This window comes from Paenibacillus sp. JT22N7 (genome assembly GCF_059383875.1).
Map to the genome: position 1 here is coordinate 203867 of NZ_JBXENY010000011.1, position 17046 is coordinate 220912.

Here is a 17046-nt window from a genome sequence, read left to right on the forward strand (position 1 = left end):
AAGGTAATGTTTTTGTACTAGGCATTATCGGTATTCACAACAAGAGAGAAACTAGAGGAGATAGAGAAAAAGAGAGGATTGATGAGATGCCCGCAAGTAGACAGAGAGCGATCAGGCACAAGATTTCCTGGATCATGCTGCTCGTTTTGCTGCTGCAAGCTGCATTACAGCCATTCGCAGCACCGGTACAGGCAGCAGGACCGATTACAGGGCTGACTTTTACAAAGACAGCCAGTGTGAGCACTGTTAATGTAGGAGATACCTTCAAGTATACGATCTTGTATCAGGCAGATGGAGCAACTCATGTCGGTAAGAATGTAACGATTGTTGATACAGTACCGGCACAATTTGAAATTGTAGATGGCTGGGAGGATGGAGGCTGGGATACGAAAAATGGCCAAACTCTAACCGTCAATGCACATCCATTGCCTTCCGGTACTTCGGTGAAGCTGGAAATTCCCGTGAAAGCGAAGCCGACTGGCTCAAGCTCGGTTGTGCCTACGACGAATACGGCGACGATTACACTCGTTGATTCAGCGGAAAGTACAACGGCATCGGCGAATGTAACGATTAACGCGGACCCGAATCCGGTAGCTACACCAACGCCTACAGCAACACCGACGGCGACGCCAACTGCTTCGACCTACGACAAGTGGTGGGCTTATAAAAGCCAAGCTACGGGATTTGGCAGCACAGTTCCGATTATTGGCGGAGCGGTTGAGTATACGGTAGGCATTAAAGGCGAAGCCGGCAATGCTAACCCTGGCAGCTTGAAAAATGCGACGTTAGTCGATACACTGCCGCCAGATGCTGTATATGTGAGCTCAACAGAAGGCGGTGTCTATGATTCAACAGCTCGCACGATCACTTGGTCGAATATTGAGCTTGCTTCCGGACAATCTTTCGAAGCGAAAGTATCGGTCACCTTCCCTGACGATTTAGGGTATGGTCATCCGACCGGAACACCGCTGGAACGCAAAAATAATGTTGAAATTTTGAGCGGTTATACGCTCGAAGGTGGCGGCTCGGTCACTGATCCTGAAGCTGATGTGACAACTAAATTCGGAGAGCCAGTATCTGGCGTTTCCGGACTAACCAAGTCGCGTGTTTACCAGTATCGCTGGCATGGCCAAACACAGAAGTTCAACATCGGCGGCATCAGCAATACGGGGACGAATGTAAATACCTCTTTGTCGAACCTGGTATTGACAGATGTGCTGCCTGCGGAAATGGACTACAGCAGCATTAAAATGCCAAATGTTTTCACTTCCCAGCTTCGTTATAAAACAAGCGATGGTACGACTGAAACTTGGCATGCGTATAGCGGCAGCCTTGCGCCTAACGGCACAATTACAGTGAGCACGACAGCTGGTACGAACCGCATTGTGCTAAATGCTGGCGAATTTTTGGTTGCCTTGGAGTGGTCGTTCAGCACCCTAGCTCCAGGAGGTACAATTGGCGGCATTGAAATTACAGGGACCGTTAGAGATTTTGCTAATGGCACGAACACCCCTGTCGTCCACGGTGATCAAGTAACGAATCAAGTCACGCTGGATTATCAAGCGCTGAATGTTACCATTCCGGGCCAATGGGATGACAAGCCTCAGAAAACGGCTCAGGCAGATTTCAACATCAACAATGAGAAGCCATGGCTTGTAGCTAATAAAGCGATTGGAGCGGGAAATTTCCGTCCACTCAGCACGGTGCCGTTCACACTTACGGTCCGCAACGATATTAAAGCAACGGGACCTTATATTAATCCAGTTGTCTATGATTTATTGCCAACAAGCTTTGATTATTACACGAATCCTAAAATAGCTGATCCTGCTGCGGCACTGGCAGCCTCGTTTACATTTACGGGCACGCCTGCTGGAGCAAGTGCTCCACAGCTGGAGCTTGTTGATAAAAACTGGAACGGTACGGGACGGACCCTTGTGAAATGGTCATGGTCCGACGACACCTCTTTTGCTCCAGGTACAAGCTTTGAAATCAGCTATAAAGGCGAGGTCCGTGCAGGTACGCCTCAAGGTACTACCTACACGAACGATATGTATATTACAACAAGCGATCCAAATTCAGAGTTCTGGCATACAGGGGATTCCGCACAGGATAATCCGCAAAGTTTGCCAGCGTGGCAAACACGCAACAATACGATTAAAGATACAGTTATAGGCTTTGATCCAACGGCGGGAACGGATGAGTTTTTTGTTCATGCTTCAGCGAACGTAACGGTACGCAAAGCATCTCTCGTCCAGTCGACAAAATGGAATCAAGGCGATTTGGAGCCTATTTTCCGGGCATCAGATGATGCTACGTATGATGGAGAACCAGCTCTTCCTGTACAGCCATTTGATTATGATGGCGATATTGAATACACCGAGTACCCGCGCTACAGCGTAACGTACGAAGGCGGAACAGCGGATTACAGATTGGCAGTTCGCAATAGCGGCAATACGAGACTCGGCGTCATTGATGTGCTGGATATTTTGCCGCATGTAGGCGATAATGCACTGCGCGTCAACAGCGGTTCGCCTTATGAAGCAAGGGGCTCCCAATGGCAGCCTAACCTAGCGGAAGTACTCTCTTCCGGCAATAAAACCTTTACATCCTCAGCGGCAGCGGGAAGCAGAACGGTAAACTACACGCTGTCCGCGTATTACAGCAAGTCGGTTAATCAGGAGCAGGTTGTCAATTTCACGAATGTGAATGACAGCAAGCAGGGCTGGATCGAACAAGGGAATTACCAAAAGGATGATTTGACAGACATCAAATCGCTCTACTTCCAGCTGTCGAACATTGTAGGCAGTGATGGAGCATCTGGACTTGCGCCAGGCGACTATATCGTATTGGATTGGAAAATGGATGCCCCTGTAGGAGCACCGACAAATGAAGTAGCTTGGAACTCTTTTGCCATTCAAGCAACTGAAATCGGTGCAGGCAATGATGAAGGCAGCAAAATGCTTCCAACAGCGCCTAACAAAGTCGGCTTCCTGATTCACCCGAATGACGAGCATGTACCGCTTGGCGAAATCGGCAATTTTGTCTGGTTCGACAGCAACCGTGATGGCACGCAGGATGAAGAATATCCAGGCGACAGCGGCCAAGGTGCAGGTATTAACGGCATTACCGTAAATCTGTACAAAGCGGGTGAAACGACACCGTTCAAGTCAAGCAAGACAGGCTATCATTACAATGGAAGCCCAGGCTACTATTTGTTCCAGGGACTTGAGGCAGGAAATTATTTCGTAGAGTTTGTGCTGCCAGATCGCTACATGCCGACGACAGCCAATGTGCATGGCGCAGATCCAAGCCATACGAATGACAATGACTCCAACCTGGTAACGAAAGGCGCTGCAGTAGACGGTTATACGCCATATCGTACGGATACGATCAGCTTGGGTACTGCTGGTAAAATTCCGACAATCGATTTGGGCTTAATCGAAACAGCATCACCTACTGGCGAGTCTTACCCAACCATCACGTTTGAGAAAGAAATTACAAGTGTGACGCAAGGCTCCTCGACAATTGCTCCATCGCAGCAATATGTAGTGGTAGGGAACGATGTGCATTATAAGCTTTCTTTGAAAAATACATCTTCTGTTACTTTGCATAATTTTAAAATTTCAGATGCGCTTGACAGACTGCAAGCTGGCTTTGAATTTACTAAGCTGACGTATAATGGCGAGGAAGTTGCCTTGAATGGCGGCAGCCATGACAGACCAGACATTATTGGCCAGTTGGCTAACAGTGGAACGAATCCGTCTATTGTCATTAAAAATCTTGCAGCAGGAGCGGGATTGACGCTTGAAGGCGTATACCGTGTCACGAGTGCGGATTTGGATTTGACAGATTTGGATAATGTAGCAACCGTGTATTACAATGAATCCCCTGATCCGATTAAGGATGAGGCTAGCATTCCGACAGCAGGGCTTAAGATTGAGAAAAGAGGCAGTGCAGTCGCTGTATCCGATACAGCAGCAGGAAGCTGGATTAACTACACGGTTAAAGTAACGAATACAGGCAAACGCGATTTAACGAATGTTGTGATTACGGATACGAAAGTATCCGGCATACCGAGCATTCCATCGCTAAAATCTGGGGAATCGAAGGAATTTACGTATTCCTATCAAGTAACATCAGTAGATACAGCAGCGGCTTCCATTATCAATGTGGCTAAAGCTGTTTCCGATGAAACACCGCCGGTGACGACTGAGCATGAAATACCTGTCGTTTCGGATGAGCGGGGCTCCATCGGCAATTATGTATGGCTTGACCGTAATGAAGATGGGCTGCAAGATGCAGCGGAAACAGGCATTAATGGCATTATCGTTAAGCTTTATGACGATGCAAACCATGTATTGGCTGAGACCGTGACGCATGATGAAAATGGCAAGCCAGGATTTTATTTGTTTGCCGGATTGCCGCAAGGCGATTATCATGTCCAGTTTGTCATTCCGGCAGAATACGGCGTAACGAAGCCGGAAGCTGGAGCGGCAGATGTGGATTCCAACAAAACGGATGGCCAAGGAATAACCGAGGTCATTACGATTGGGCCGGCAGGCTGGAATGATCTGACGATTGATTTGGGTCTTGTTCCACGCGGAGAAATCGGGAATTATGTATGGCTCGACCGCAACCGTGATGGCTTGCAGAACGAAGATGAGAAAGACGGAATTAATGGCATTGTGGTGAAGCTGTATAAAGGCAGCAGCACAGGTACGCCTGTAGCTGAAACTACAACAGCGAATGATGCAAGTGGCAAGCCGGGTTATTATTTGTTCGATAATTTGCTTGCAGGCGAATATTATGTTCAATTCGTTTTGCCAAGCGATTATTTGAAAACAAGCGCGGAGCAAGGAGCGAACGCAGCCCTTGATTCCAACGCAACGGATGCAGACGGCATAACAGTCAAAATTGTTATTAACGAGACGGCTGGCTGGGTTGATCATACGATTGACCTTGGCGTAGTTGCCAAAGGGGTTATTGGCAATTATGTATGGTTTGACCGTAATGACAACGGCAAGCAGGATGAACTGGCTGCGGATGGCCGCAATGGCGTTACCGTACAGCTTTTTGATCAAAACAAACAGCAAATTGGAGAAACCATTACAGCAAATGATGCGAGTGGAAATCCTGGCTATTATTTGTTTGATCAATTGCCAAGCGGACAATATTTTGTGAAATTTATTGTGCCAACTGGCTACACCGTAACGAAAGCTGAGGCAGACGGCGTGTCTGCTGAGGAAGATTCAAACAAACAGGTAGATGGATACACAGAAGTTATTGTTATTGGTGAAGGAGCGCCGCGTGGCTGGGAAGATTTGACGATTGACCTTGGGCTTATTAATAAGCCAACTAGTCCAGGTGGAAATTCGGGCAACCCATCAGTACCGACGCCGACACCTACGCCAACAGCAACACCGTCTCCTACACCAACACCTGCTGTAACGGAGACGCCAACAGCGACGCCTACGCCAACACCGGTGGCTCCAACTCCTGTTCAGCCAGGCACACCGACACCAGCACCAACGGCGACTCCTGTAGTAGAGAAAGATAAGACTAAGGAAAATACGCCAGTTGAAGGTAAAGTTGATGTTCCGAAAGGTGGAAATACAGACGTTGGCAAGCAACCGGAGCATGGACAAGTAACGGTTGACGATAATGGACAATGGGTGTATACGCCTGACCCAGGTTATACAGGCAAAGATGATTTCTCCATTATTGTAAAAGATGCTGACGGCAACGAAGAGGAAATTTTATTTGAAATTGATGTGGATGAAATCCCGCTCGGGGTAGTGGAGGATTCGGATGAAGATGGAGATGGAAATAAGCCAGCACCGAATAACCAAGGCACACTTCCGAAGACAGGTGAGTCCAGTCAATTGCCAATCCAGCTCGCAGGCGCTGCATTAATTGCCCTTGGAGCTATATTGCTTAGAAAAAAACGCTCACGTCCTTAAGCGTGATGCAGTAAGCTTCATAAGAGTAGAAAATTTTTGATTCTGTACGCATTCTACTCTGCACATACGGCCTCCAAAACGAAGATTTTTCATTCGTTTTGGAGGTTTTTTTATAGAAGCGTGTGGCCTGTAGAGAAACTGTAGAGCCAGGCTCTGCATAATAGAGAAGCCTATTCAGTTTAGTTAAGAGACATATAAGCAGAGGGAGCTGAGAATTTGCGTAAAATCGCAATTATATTGGTAGCGCTCGGAGCGCTGCTGCTCATTTATCCGCAGTGGAATGAATGGATGGCTGATCGGGAGCAGGACAAGCTGTTAAAAGAAGCGCTGCTGCTCATGGATACGCCCGAGCCTGTAAATATGGGGGCCGCACAAAGCTACGCACAGCTGAATGATATGTTAAATGCAGGAGAAGAAACCGAGGATGAAGCAGCTTCCCTATTAAACGATTTTCAAAATGGCAAGCCCATTGCAACGATTACGATAGATCGTATTGATGTCTTATTACCGATCCTAGAGGGCGCTACTAAGGCGAATATGAAGCATGCGGCTGTACATATGCGAGAGACCGCTATTTTTGGGGAGGAGGGCAATGCGGCTGTAGCAGCGCATCGTGCCCATACAACCGGAAGGTTATTTAATCGGCTGAATGAAGTAGAAATTGGCGATGAAATTGTCGTGCAGACGAGCACTGCCAAATTTATTTATAAAGTGTACGAGACGTTAATTGTGGAGCCAACCGAATTATCAGTTTTAGATAGTGTCCCGGGAGAAAATATACTTACACTTATTACCTGTGATCCGCTCATTAATCCGACGCACAGGCTAATTGTACACGCTCGTCAAATAGAGACACTATAGAGGTGCGTGATTGCTAAATAGGAAAGAAAAAGCAAGGAGCCACTCTCAATCCACGGAATAAATGGACGAAGTAGAACTCCTTGCCTTGTGGTTTTATGGCTTAGCTTGATTAACATTGCCGTATTTTTCTTTCGGGAGCTTGCTTCTGCCTTCCCGGAAGACAAAAAATCCATTTTTGCCTTGTTTCTTGGCCACATACATCGCAGCGTCCGCTTCTTTTACAAGCATATCATGCTCAGCGTTGCGGGCCGTGCACATCCGAATACCGATACTCACCGTAATTAACACGTGATAACCTTCGACTGCATAAGGCGTCGTCAGTTTATCCAAAATTTGCGTGGCAGCCCGTTTCGCCATAATAGGATCGCAGTTTTTGAGAATCATAACGAACTCATCACCGCCAAGCCGGAATAACTCACGGCTTTTTTTAGACTCCACCTGTTGTAAGCGAACGCTGACCTCCCGAAGCAGTGCGTCTCCAACATGATGACCGAAGCGATCATTTATTTCTTTAAAGTGATCCAGATCGAGATAGAGAATGGCCATACTTTTTTTGCTGCGATATGTTTTCCAGAATTGCTCAAGCCCATGACGATTATATAGACCAGTAATACCGTCCCTAAAAGCAAGCTTCTTCAATACTGCTCTCTCAACAAGCATGGCACGCATTATTATGATTAGTACGGTAATGATGATGACCATAAAGGTGTTGAAGAAGAAAGGAAGGTTCTGGTTAGAGTAGATTGGCTCGGGGAGTCTGAACAGTTGCGTGAAAAACAGCACCAACATTCCCGTTATTGCGGCAATCATAATGGAGGTCGGGAGAATCTTAACCCATTTTTTTAAGCGCATGTTTTATCACCATATTTATTTTTTTTGTTCCCCCAACATTATACACGCAACTTCTATACAATTTCTATACTTGCTCTATAACTTATTTGAATTACCTTCATTGGTTGATGATTTTGGGACAGTAAAGCTTACAACCGTGCCTTGTTTTTCTGTGCTTTCAATGCGTAATCCCTTACCGTATAACTGTTTCAAGCGACGGTCAGTATTGCGCAGGCCAATTCCTCCACGGTTCTGCTCGAGCACGCTCCTAACCTGTTCCTCCTCCATACCTACCCCATTATCTATAATCGCAATTTCAATATAATTGTCGTATTCTTTCAGGCGAATACGCACGCTGCCTCCACTTGAACGGGCGAGTACGCCGTGACGCACGGCATTTTCTACAAGCGGCTGAATGGAAAGCGGTGGAATGCGAAGCCACGGCAGTTCATCAAGCTCCCATTCAATTTGCAGGCGATTGCCGAAGCGTTCTTTCTCTATGAAAAGATAGGAATGAAGCAGGTCGAGCTCATGCTGAAGCAGAACTACGCGTTCTGAATTTTTCATATCAAAGCTCGCTCGCAAATATTTCCCGAATTCCTCCAGCAATTGCACCATTCGCGATTGGTCAATTACACTTAAGGAGGCAATGGAATTTAACGTATTAAATAGAAAATGTGGTTGAATCTGCGCTTGAAGCCAAGCAGCCTCAATTCGCAGCCGCTCATTTACCGTTTGTTTGAGGTCTGTTAAAGCTTGTACGCGAGACTTGAGCTCCATTGCATCGACAGGCTTAGTAACATAATCATTTGCCCCTGCCATAAAGCCTGTGTTGACATCCTCAGGACGGCTGCGAGCAGTTAGCAATAGAATAGGAAGCTCAGAAATGCTGAATCGTTTCCGAATCGTTTGGGTCAACTCATAGCCCGACATTTGCGGCATCATAACATCGGCGATAATGAGATCCCATTCCTTCGTTTCAAGCAGCTTGAGTGCTTCCTTGCCGCTCGTGACGGTAGCCACTTCATAAAACTCTGAATCCAGCAAGTTGAATAATATTTTCAAGTTAACAGGATCATCATCCACGGCGAGCACAGTAGCTTTATTTTGCTGTGTTTCTGAAGCCGCTTTTCTCTGATCAAGGCGCAGTAATTGCGAATCGGCGGCAATGACGGACTTTGCAGATACGGCTGCTTCAACTGCGCTTGGCAGTATAAATTCCGGTTCGTCAGCAGCTGAATGGGGGTCAAGGAGCATGGTGAAGGTGAAAGTAGAACCTTTACCAGGGACCGAATATACCGTTAGCTTGCCTCCATGAAGCTCGACTAACTGCCTGCAAATGCTGAGTCCGAGGCCAATTCCGCCGCTCATAGCCGTCATGCTAGAATCGCCCTGCTCGTAAGCTTGGAAAATAGTGCGCTGTACGTCCGCCTCTATGCCGACGCCTGAGTCCTGTATGTGGATATAGGCTTTATCGCCAATAGCTTCTGCATGGACACTAACAATCCCCTCATTCGTAAATTTAACCGCATTATGGATGAGATTAAATAAGATCTGAATCAGCCTGTTTTCATCCGCGATTATTTTAGGAAATGAACGGGGAATATTCATTTCAAGCCGGACAGGCTTGTCCTCAGTTAAATAACGCAGCATATCGAATACACCGGAAATGATGTTTTGCAGCCGGACGCTTTCCTTATTCAAATGAATATCTCGATCCTTTAGACGCGTCACATCAAGCAAATCATTAAGCAGCAGCGACATGCGGCGTCCTACGGTAATGAGCAGCATTAAATTGTTTTTGCTTGCTTCACTAATGGAATGGGTAGTACTAGCCAATACGGTCTGTGCCATATTAATCATGCCATGCAGCGGATTCCTCAGCTCGTGAGAAGTATTAGCGAGAAATTCATCTTTCGCTTTATCGGCTTTTTGCAGTTTGAAAGCAAGCTGCTCCAAATCGGTTCTTGTTTGCAGAAATTGTTTGAACCAGAAGGAGGCAAAGCAGATAAAAGCAAAAATTAAATCAAACGGATAATAAGGCAAATCCGAGGCTATTCTTAACTTGACCGAGCCCCAAAAAATGCTGGAAGCGACGCTCATAGCTGCGAATAAGAGAAAAATCATATGCTCTTCGCCCTTAAGGGCCAGGCGCAGAATCATTATAAGAATAAAGAGAGACGGTACGGTAACCGCAGCAGCCATATATGGTGAAAGAGTAATCGCATAATTGAATGGCAATATCGCAATGGCAAGCGTATAAAGGAAGCATAGAAATAAATAGACCCGTACCGCTTTGCCTTTCTGATAAACAGCGAAGAAGTTTGCAGAAAACGTTAATAGCAACGTGGATGCGCCAATCATAGCAATCATTAGCCCTTTTATAGTCCAATGTAAAGAGATTGGAAGCCACATCGTAAGCAAGCGGTTGTCATCAAGAAGCGTGCCTGTCATCATGCAGAAAACCACAATGGCAAAATAAAAAAGCTCTTTCTTCCGAACTCCAAGCAAAGGCAGCAGACCAACATAAATAAGATGAAGCAAATAGATGACTGCGACCATAAGCTGCATAGCAATTAAAAAATTATTTTCATATTGAACGGAAGCAAGCGTCCCGAACTTAATCGGTTTGGTAATGCCGCCCCCTTTAGGGAAATCATAATTGGACACATGCAGCACAATATTCATTTCATGTGTTCCTGTAATAGATGCGATAAGGGGATACATCTTTCCCACATGCTCTTGCTTATTTTCTGAAGGTTGACCGAGCTTGGATACAGAACGCCCGTTAACGAATAGCTCATAACTGCTGGATACAACCATCATTTCCATTCCATACTGGTCAACGTTATTGTCAGGCAGCAAAAGCCTGAGTCGATAAGTGCCGAATCCAAAGCCAGAACGATTCGAATTTTTGTCCGAATAACTGCCCCATGCAGCAGGAACGGCAGCCCAGCTTTTGTCTGCAGGGATGGAATTAAATTGCTCAGGTGGGAGAAAAGCATCCGGATAAAACTCCCACTGTCCATTAAGCCGAATCGTTTCCCCATCTGTAAAATGCCAGTTACGCAAATCAAGTACACCTTGTTTAGCAACAGGATGGACAGGGGGCTTATGCGCTGCGTTCCAAGCGAAATGCAGTCCAGTTAGAATACTTGCGAATAGCAAGATATAAATGAAAAGTCTGATTTTTGGATAGTTTTTGAGTATCATATTAGTTATAATTCGACAGAAATAGACAAGTTCCTTTACAGGAAAAGTCTAGGGAAAACAGAAACCTGTTTTATGAAGTGATTACTTTTTCTTTGTGCTGAAAATGCGCCGGAATTCGTTCTAGCAGACTATCAGCATAGATGCTTCCAAGCTCCAGCTTTGGTATATGGATATAGCCGATATAGCATCCGCATTTCTTCATGCCACAAGGCCGCTCTGCGGATAAGCCTTCCAGTCCGTCTCGATAGAGCTGACCAATGATACGCCGATCTTTGTAGCAATGTTTGACAACACCGCTTCCTTGAACATAAAACACCGAGGAGCCAGCGGAGCAGCGTTGCCCGAAGCTATCATAATCTCTCGTATTCCATAGAAAATAAGGATCAACGGCTTCAAGCCGTACAATTTCCGCCTCTGTGTAATAATTGGGCTTATCTTTAAAAGCATTCACCCAAACGTATACATCCTCTGGCAGGCTGCTCCGAAGCTCTTCAATTTGCTCAAAGGCGCTCCGCAGCCCTACCGTTCCAACGCTAAAATTAAGCCCTTGTTGATACAATTGCATACACTGTGACAGCATCTGGCTAAGCGTCGTCTGACCAGGGTGGTAAGTAACCCAAAAAGCAGCTTTCTCCGGGTTTAGCCGGCTTGTCCAGTCCAGCTTCGTAGAGAGATTTGTCTGAACAGCTACTTTGGAAATATGGGACATATGCGACAGCTCAATCATAGCCTCGCGATACCAGCGATGGATCAGGGCTTCGCCATAGGGGTTGAAAAAAATAGACAATTCATGGCCGGCGTGACCTTGCTCCCGAACCCAATCCATGAACGTATGCAATTGCTCCTCGTCCTTGCGAAGCGTAGCGGCACTGTCTTTATTTTTGCTAAATGGGCAATAGGGACAGTCATAGTTGCAGGAAGAAAGCGATCCCCGATAATACAGCACGGCCTTCATGACAGCTCGTATCCTTCCATCAATTCTCTTATATCACCAGAAATAAATTCATCGCCGATTGCATCGGAATAAGCCATGCCAAGCTCCGTTAAACGAAGGGTTTGCCCGGCGTCCATTATTTGCGCAAAGCCGAGTTGAATCAGCTCAGCCAATTCGGAGTGATCGGCTAGTGCTTCACTGCCGAAACGTTCTGAATAGCTTGCAAGTAACAAGCCTTCGGCGTGAAGCAGCGCTTTTAAAACAAACCGCCGCTTCTGTTCAGCTACATTTAATATAAATCCGTAATTCGCGGATTGGAAATTTTCTGTGGAAACATAATCGGCAATGATGCTTCTTGTAGCCGCCGCACTTACGCCATAACGGGATGCATAATGCACTTCACGCGTATAAGAGCGCGCACCGCAGCCGAGTCCTGCCATGCCTTCCTCTTGACAGCTAAACGGTAAAATGTTTTTGTGCGTAAACGTTATTTCTTTAGCGAACCGCCGCATGGAAAATTGCTTATAGCCTGCCGCCTTAAGTCGTTCGCATGCAATATGATAGAGTTCCAGCCGTGCATCGGTGCCTTGGCGCTGAATTTGGTCTGGCTTTAGAATAGTATGCTCTCGCGTATACAGCGGGTAAATGAAAATTTCTCCTGGAGAGAAGCTAATTGCTTTCTCTAGCGAATAAATCCATGAATCGGTCGTTTGGCCCGGCAAACCATAAATCAGATCAATGTTCAGCAATGGAAAATCAAAAGCTTGCAGCATCGTAATAGCTTGTTCAGCAAGTTTAGGCTTCTGTGGGCGATAAATCGCCGAGGCCTCTTCATCGATAAAGCTTTGCACACCAATACTAACTCGGTCAGTTCGGCGGTCTTTTAAAATTTGCAGCCGCTCTTCACTTACTGTATCGGGAGAGGTCTCCACGGAAATAGAAGCCTGCGATGTATCCAGCCCCATAATATCTTCCGCAATTGTGAACAGCCGATTTAGCTGAGTAGCTTCAAGCAGCGTAGGCGTGCCGCCGCCAATGGCGAAGCGGGAAAAAGGCTTTCCTGTAATAATAGGAGCCCACTGCAAAGCTTGGCGTTCAAGTGCGTCTACATATTGCTCATGGACATGGGTACGGCGATCAGGCAGTGTAAACAAATTGCAGAATCCGCAGCGCACGCCACAAAAAGGGATATGCATATATAAAAAATAATAATCAGCCGGTTCGTGCTTCCAGAGCTCATCAAGGGGCAACGCCGGCGTTATTGGTCGATAAGCAGTCTTATGCGGATAAGAATAAAGATAGGAGCGGTAAGGGGAGGCGAACCAGCGCTTGCCCCATTCCGGCAAATCCGCTGGTCTCGTTAGTGATGTTGGCATAGACATCCGGCATCTCTCCTCTTTCATTATAAAATAAATTCACGGTACGGTACGTTCCATACAACCTCATGTGCCAGTCGATGTCCGTCATATCCGTCTTCGCCATAGGCAGTTCCATGATCGGAGAAGGCAAGGCAAAGGGTTTTGCCGCGGCTTCGCAGCGCATCGAACAATATGCCAAGCTGGCTGTCTACGTATCTCAGTGCTGCACGCTGTGACTCAATGGAGTCTTTTCGTGATCCGCCAGGGAGAAAATAATGATTCGGCCCATGAATAGCTGAGACGTTTAGAAACAGAAACAATCTTTCATGGGGATCAGCCTTTTCCAGCAGCTTTAGAGCATGATTAACTTGATGTTCAGTAGAACGAGGGTTGGTAACCCCAAAAGTCATACGCCAGTAGCTTTCTTGAAAATATCCGGGAAGTACTTTTGCCAGCTTGTTTTTCTTAGTGAAAAAGATGACGCCTCCAATACATATCGTTCGGTAACCTGCTTCGGCAAGGCCGCTTACAAGATCAGGTGCATCAAACTGCCACGTATGGGGATGTGTTTTTAAGCCTGTATTTTTGGTATGGAATAATCGCACATGCGATGCTTTATCTGTATTGGCGGGTGTAGGGAGAAAGCCGCCAAAAAAGGCGTGATGTGCAGCATATGTAAAGCTGCCAGGCGTATGCCGTTTCTCCCATGGTCCATCTGCACATAAGTTGCGGCAGTTGGCTTCTTCGAGCTTGGCTACATCATAACGCAGCGTATCGAGCGTAATCATGACAATATCATGGGAGCCCACGATCTGGTTCATATCAATCATCCTGAGCATCCTCTCTACGTAAGCTTTTACTACTTTAAACTAGACATTTGCCATTCGTAAGTATTCATTCCCTTATGCTCGGCATGATAAAGTAAATCGCCGAAGGGATTAACATCGCATATGTAGACCCGGCCCCGTTTTTTTTGTACAAGGACATCAATTCCCGCGACCGACGAACCAGTGAAAGCGGCAAGTGCGGATACTGCGGTAGCTTCAACCTGTTCTTTCAATTCAGTTGGCAGCGTGTCATCTGTTATTAAAAGCCGCTCATTGCGCAAATGCAAATTAGTAATTGGCGTGCGGCTTAGCCTTGCCAATGCATGGCAAGGGGAACCGTTAACGACAAGCTGCCTAATATCGTAGCTGCTGCCATTGATACTGTCTTTTTCAATCCAACGCTCAATTTGAGCACCTTCACGACATACCCAGTCAATAATTAAGCGGATCGTTGAATGATCGGTGTAACGCCGCAATTTACCAGAATTGTAGTAAAGCTGTTCGCCGTTATGTTGTTCTACACCAATCGTTGTAATTGCAATTTCTGAGCCGGTTGCAGGATGCCGCTGATAAGCGATAATGCCTGAGGCTGCAGAGCCATAAGCAAGCTTAATGAACAAGCGGTTCATACGGCTTGATTGAACAGCCGCCAGCAGCGATTCATAATCTTGAATAGAGCCAGCAGGAGCCGGCAGAGCAGGTGTGGGAACACCATTTTGTGAAAGCAGCTGCTGGCAGCGACGCTTGTCGAACATAACAGCAACATCCGCCGGATCGTTGACCCAGCGGATAGGAAAATCACTTTGCTGTGCAGCTTCACGGATCTCGGCCAGCAAGCGGCAGTAGCCAAGGTACCATTGCCCTGGAAAAAGGATTCTTCCATATTGTTCGGGAAGCCGCAATGACTCGGCCGCAGTAACGGATAAACCGCTGCTTAAATCTTTCCTGCTGCTCTCGAATTCTGCTCCCCAAGCAATTAATTCACGCTCCACAAGTGGATTTTCCCCGGGAGCATCCAGCCGGATAATAATAGGCTTGCCCTCAAGGGGTTGTGAGTTTGCTGCCATCTGCTGAATCAATTCACCTAAATGAATAGAACGTTTCAGCAAATCCGAATAAGGAAGCACGACAGCGGGGGGAAGCCCAAGCTTGTGTCTGGCAGCTTGTAGGCCAAGTGTACGTTTGTTGCCCGGGTTCCCAATTATCAAATAGGGCTGTACTGAAGCGGAAGCGGCCATTATTCCGTAATGCAGGGATAGCGCCAGTCATCCTCATCAGCATCTTGTTCATCGCTAAGATCAACAGAAAGACCAGTAGCTTTCCAGCGCTCAATCATTTTTTCGCTCATATAGTGGTAATTAAGATCTAAATGTTTAAGCTTCTTCACCCGCTCGCTCGTTATGAGAGCTTCTGCGCCTACGTCGGTTAGTGTACCGTAAGACAAATCAAGCGTGTCCAATTGGTCAACAATTGGGGAGTCAGCAATCGCAATGGCTATCTCATCCTGAATCTCGCTATTTTTCAAACCCAAATAGGTGAGCTTAGGAAATAGCTCTGGTTTTGCGACTGCCAAAACCTCTTGCAGCGATGCATCAAACCCATAATTATCTACACCGAGATAAAGCTCGAGTCTGCGAAGCTCAGGAAGCTGGGAGCCAGCAATTTGTTTAATTACACTTTTCGGCAATCCGCCGCAAATAATTTTCAGTTCCTGAAGCGCTGCATGCTGGAGGGGCTCAAAGCTTAAATTGGTGCTTCCTTTAACTGTCAGGGAACGGAGATTAGGGTAGGCCTCAAGCAGTGGAGCGATGTTTGTCTGATTAATCCAGGATACTTCGCATTCCTCTGATTCCATATCTCCAAGAAATACGCTGCTTAGTCCTGTGAAAATATGTTTGTGTTTAATGAGTGACTCGATGGCATCTTCAGGGCCGTTCTCATAGGCTTGTCCCCAATCGCCGATCGTAAGGACGGAAATATTAGCTGCGTTCGGTTTTTCAGTGAGCTGTTCAATAAGCTGGGAAATGCGAACACCATTTTCATATTCATCGTAATCAACGGATAAGCGAATCTCAATCATTCATAATCCCTCCAAAAGTTTCCATGTCAAAATTAAAAATAACACGCTCTGCTCAGCAGCGTCAATCCAGCTGCTTTCCTGAAAATGATAAAAAAACAATCGAGCATAAAGGCAAAGTTTCCAATAGAGGGTTATACCCAAACTAAGAGAGGCTCAAACATTCTTTTTTTAATGAATTAACAAATCCAAATAATCAAAAGCAGAAGGAAGACGCTGGAATTTTATTGACTAAGAACGTATGTTCCTGTAATATGAATTATAGAACCTATGTTCTCTTTTGGCAAGCCGTAAATATTAAAGGGCAATTAAATATACATGATATCGAAATATTAAAAGTTTATGCATCGTGTTCTCTAGCTGCGATATGTGTAAATAGTCTATGTCACGTATTTTTAAGTGTAATTGGTCCTAGCTGTTTAGAGAAAATTTCATTATTTCCTCCTAACGGCATGAAGGGCGTCCTTTCCTTATTATGGTACTATTATGGTAGTCAGGGAACATTATAAGTATCCGGAGGTAGTCAGTCATGATTGTGTACATAACGGTTAAGAGCCTTGGTAAGAAGAAAAGCTATTTAGATCGTCTCGAGTGGACATTTGCAAATAAACCGGATACGTTGAAAGCGCTAATTACGGACCTGATTACTGTAAATGTTCAGAAATTCAATCAGAAGGAGACGGACGTTCCGCTTGTGCCATATTTGACGCAAAGTGATGTAGAGCTGCAAGCCGAGACGGGAAAAGTCGGTTTTGGCTCTATATATAATGAGCAAAGGGCGAGCTTAGATGAAGCGCTTTGCACCGCATTGCTGGCGTTTGAAGATGGACTATACAAGGTATTCATTAATGGCGATGAAGTCGAACAAATGGATAGTCCTTTAAATATACAGGATGGAGACGATCTCGCATTGATTCGATTTACAATGTTGGCAGGTAGAATGTGGTAGCCAAATTGATTCATAATTCATTTTAGATATACAGGA

The 17046-nt window shown here is 45.9% G+C and carries 10 protein-coding genes; 3 read left to right on the top strand and 7 right to left on the bottom strand.

Translation table 11 applies throughout. From position 1 onward, the window contains the following. Positions 1-86 precede the first annotated feature (86 nt). A complete protein-coding gene (locus AC50Y5_RS26700; RefSeq protein WP_494864247.1) occupies positions 87-5960 on the top strand; it encodes an SdrD B-like domain-containing protein in 5874 nt (1957 codons plus the stop codon). Between the two features lie 216 nt (positions 5961-6176). Then, entirely contained in the window at positions 6177-6821 is a 645-nt protein-coding gene (locus tag AC50Y5_RS26705; RefSeq protein ID WP_056043851.1) for a class D sortase, read from the top strand. A 93-nt stretch (positions 6822-6914) separates the two neighbouring features. Here the strand turns inward: AC50Y5_RS26705 and AC50Y5_RS26710 are convergent, their stop codons facing one another. The 7 genes from AC50Y5_RS26710 to AC50Y5_RS26740 form a co-directional block, all read right to left on the bottom strand. Next, the gene (locus AC50Y5_RS26710; RefSeq protein WP_081419178.1) at positions 6915-7673 is read right to left on the bottom strand and encodes a GGDEF domain-containing protein; all 759 of its coding nucleotides are present in this window, start codon (positions 7671-7673) and stop codon (positions 6915-6917) included. A gap of 75 nt (positions 7674-7748) precedes the next feature. Next, a complete protein-coding gene (locus AC50Y5_RS26715; RefSeq protein ID WP_162241958.1) occupies positions 7749-10724 on the bottom strand; it encodes a hybrid sensor histidine kinase/response regulator in 2976 nt (991 codons plus the stop codon). Between the two features lie 211 nt (positions 10725-10935). Beyond that, entirely contained in the window at positions 10936-11820 is an 885-nt protein-coding gene (locus AC50Y5_RS26720) for an STM4011 family radical SAM protein (RefSeq protein ID WP_056043855.1), read from the bottom strand. Beyond that, positions 11817-13175: an STM4012 family radical SAM protein gene (locus tag AC50Y5_RS26725; protein WP_235533363.1), complete on the bottom strand. Its 1359-nt coding sequence runs from the start codon at positions 13173-13175 to the stop codon at positions 11817-11819. The genes AC50Y5_RS26720 and AC50Y5_RS26725 overlap by 4 nt, the downstream gene beginning before the upstream one ends. A 26-nt stretch (positions 13176-13201) precedes the next feature. Beyond that, positions 13202-13987 (bottom strand): STM4013/SEN3800 family hydrolase, encoded by a 786-nt coding sequence (locus tag AC50Y5_RS26730; protein WP_056043862.1) that lies wholly within the window; start codon positions 13985-13987, stop codon positions 13202-13204. A 29-nt stretch (positions 13988-14016) separates the two neighbouring features. Further along, positions 14017-15192, bottom strand: a complete 1176-nt coding sequence (locus AC50Y5_RS26735; protein WP_235533356.1) for an STM4014 family protein — start codon at positions 15190-15192, stop codon at positions 14017-14019. A 29-nt stretch (positions 15193-15221) separates the two neighbouring features. Further along, positions 15222-16064, bottom strand: coding sequence for an STM4015 family protein (locus tag AC50Y5_RS26740; RefSeq protein WP_494864248.1), 843 nt, complete (start codon positions 16062-16064; stop codon positions 15222-15224). Between the two features lie 526 nt (positions 16065-16590). Here AC50Y5_RS26740 and AC50Y5_RS26745 point away from each other — a divergent pair. Beyond that, complete coding sequence (locus AC50Y5_RS26745; protein WP_056043869.1) at positions 16591-17010, top strand: hypothetical protein; 420 nt, start codon at positions 16591-16593, stop codon at positions 17008-17010. Positions 17011-17046 lie beyond the last annotated feature (36 nt).

Bases quoted from the DNA above. Each gene is read 5' to 3' on its own strand.
- AC50Y5_RS26700 (WP_494864247.1), top strand. From the start codon at position 87: ATGCCCGCAAGTAGACAGAGAGCGATCAGGCACAAGATTTCCTGGATC.
- AC50Y5_RS26710 (WP_081419178.1), bottom strand. From the start codon at position 7,673: ATGCGCTTAAAAAAATGGGTTAAGATTCTCCCGACCTCCATTATGATT.
- AC50Y5_RS26720 (WP_056043855.1), bottom strand. From the start codon at position 11,820: ATGAAGGCCGTGCTGTATTATCGGGGATCGCTTTCTTCCTGCAACTAT.
- AC50Y5_RS26725 (WP_235533363.1), bottom strand. From the start codon at position 13,175: ATGCCAACATCACTAACGAGACCAGCGGATTTGCCGGAATGGGGCAAG.
- AC50Y5_RS26730 (WP_056043862.1), bottom strand. From the start codon at position 13,987: ATGATTGATATGAACCAGATCGTGGGCTCCCATGATATTGTCATGATT.
- AC50Y5_RS26740 (WP_494864248.1), bottom strand. From the start codon at position 16,064: ATGATTGAGATTCGCTTATCCGTTGATTACGATGAATATGAAAATGGT.
- AC50Y5_RS26745 (WP_056043869.1), top strand. From the start codon at position 16,591: ATGATTGTGTACATAACGGTTAAGAGCCTTGGTAAGAAGAAAAGCTAT.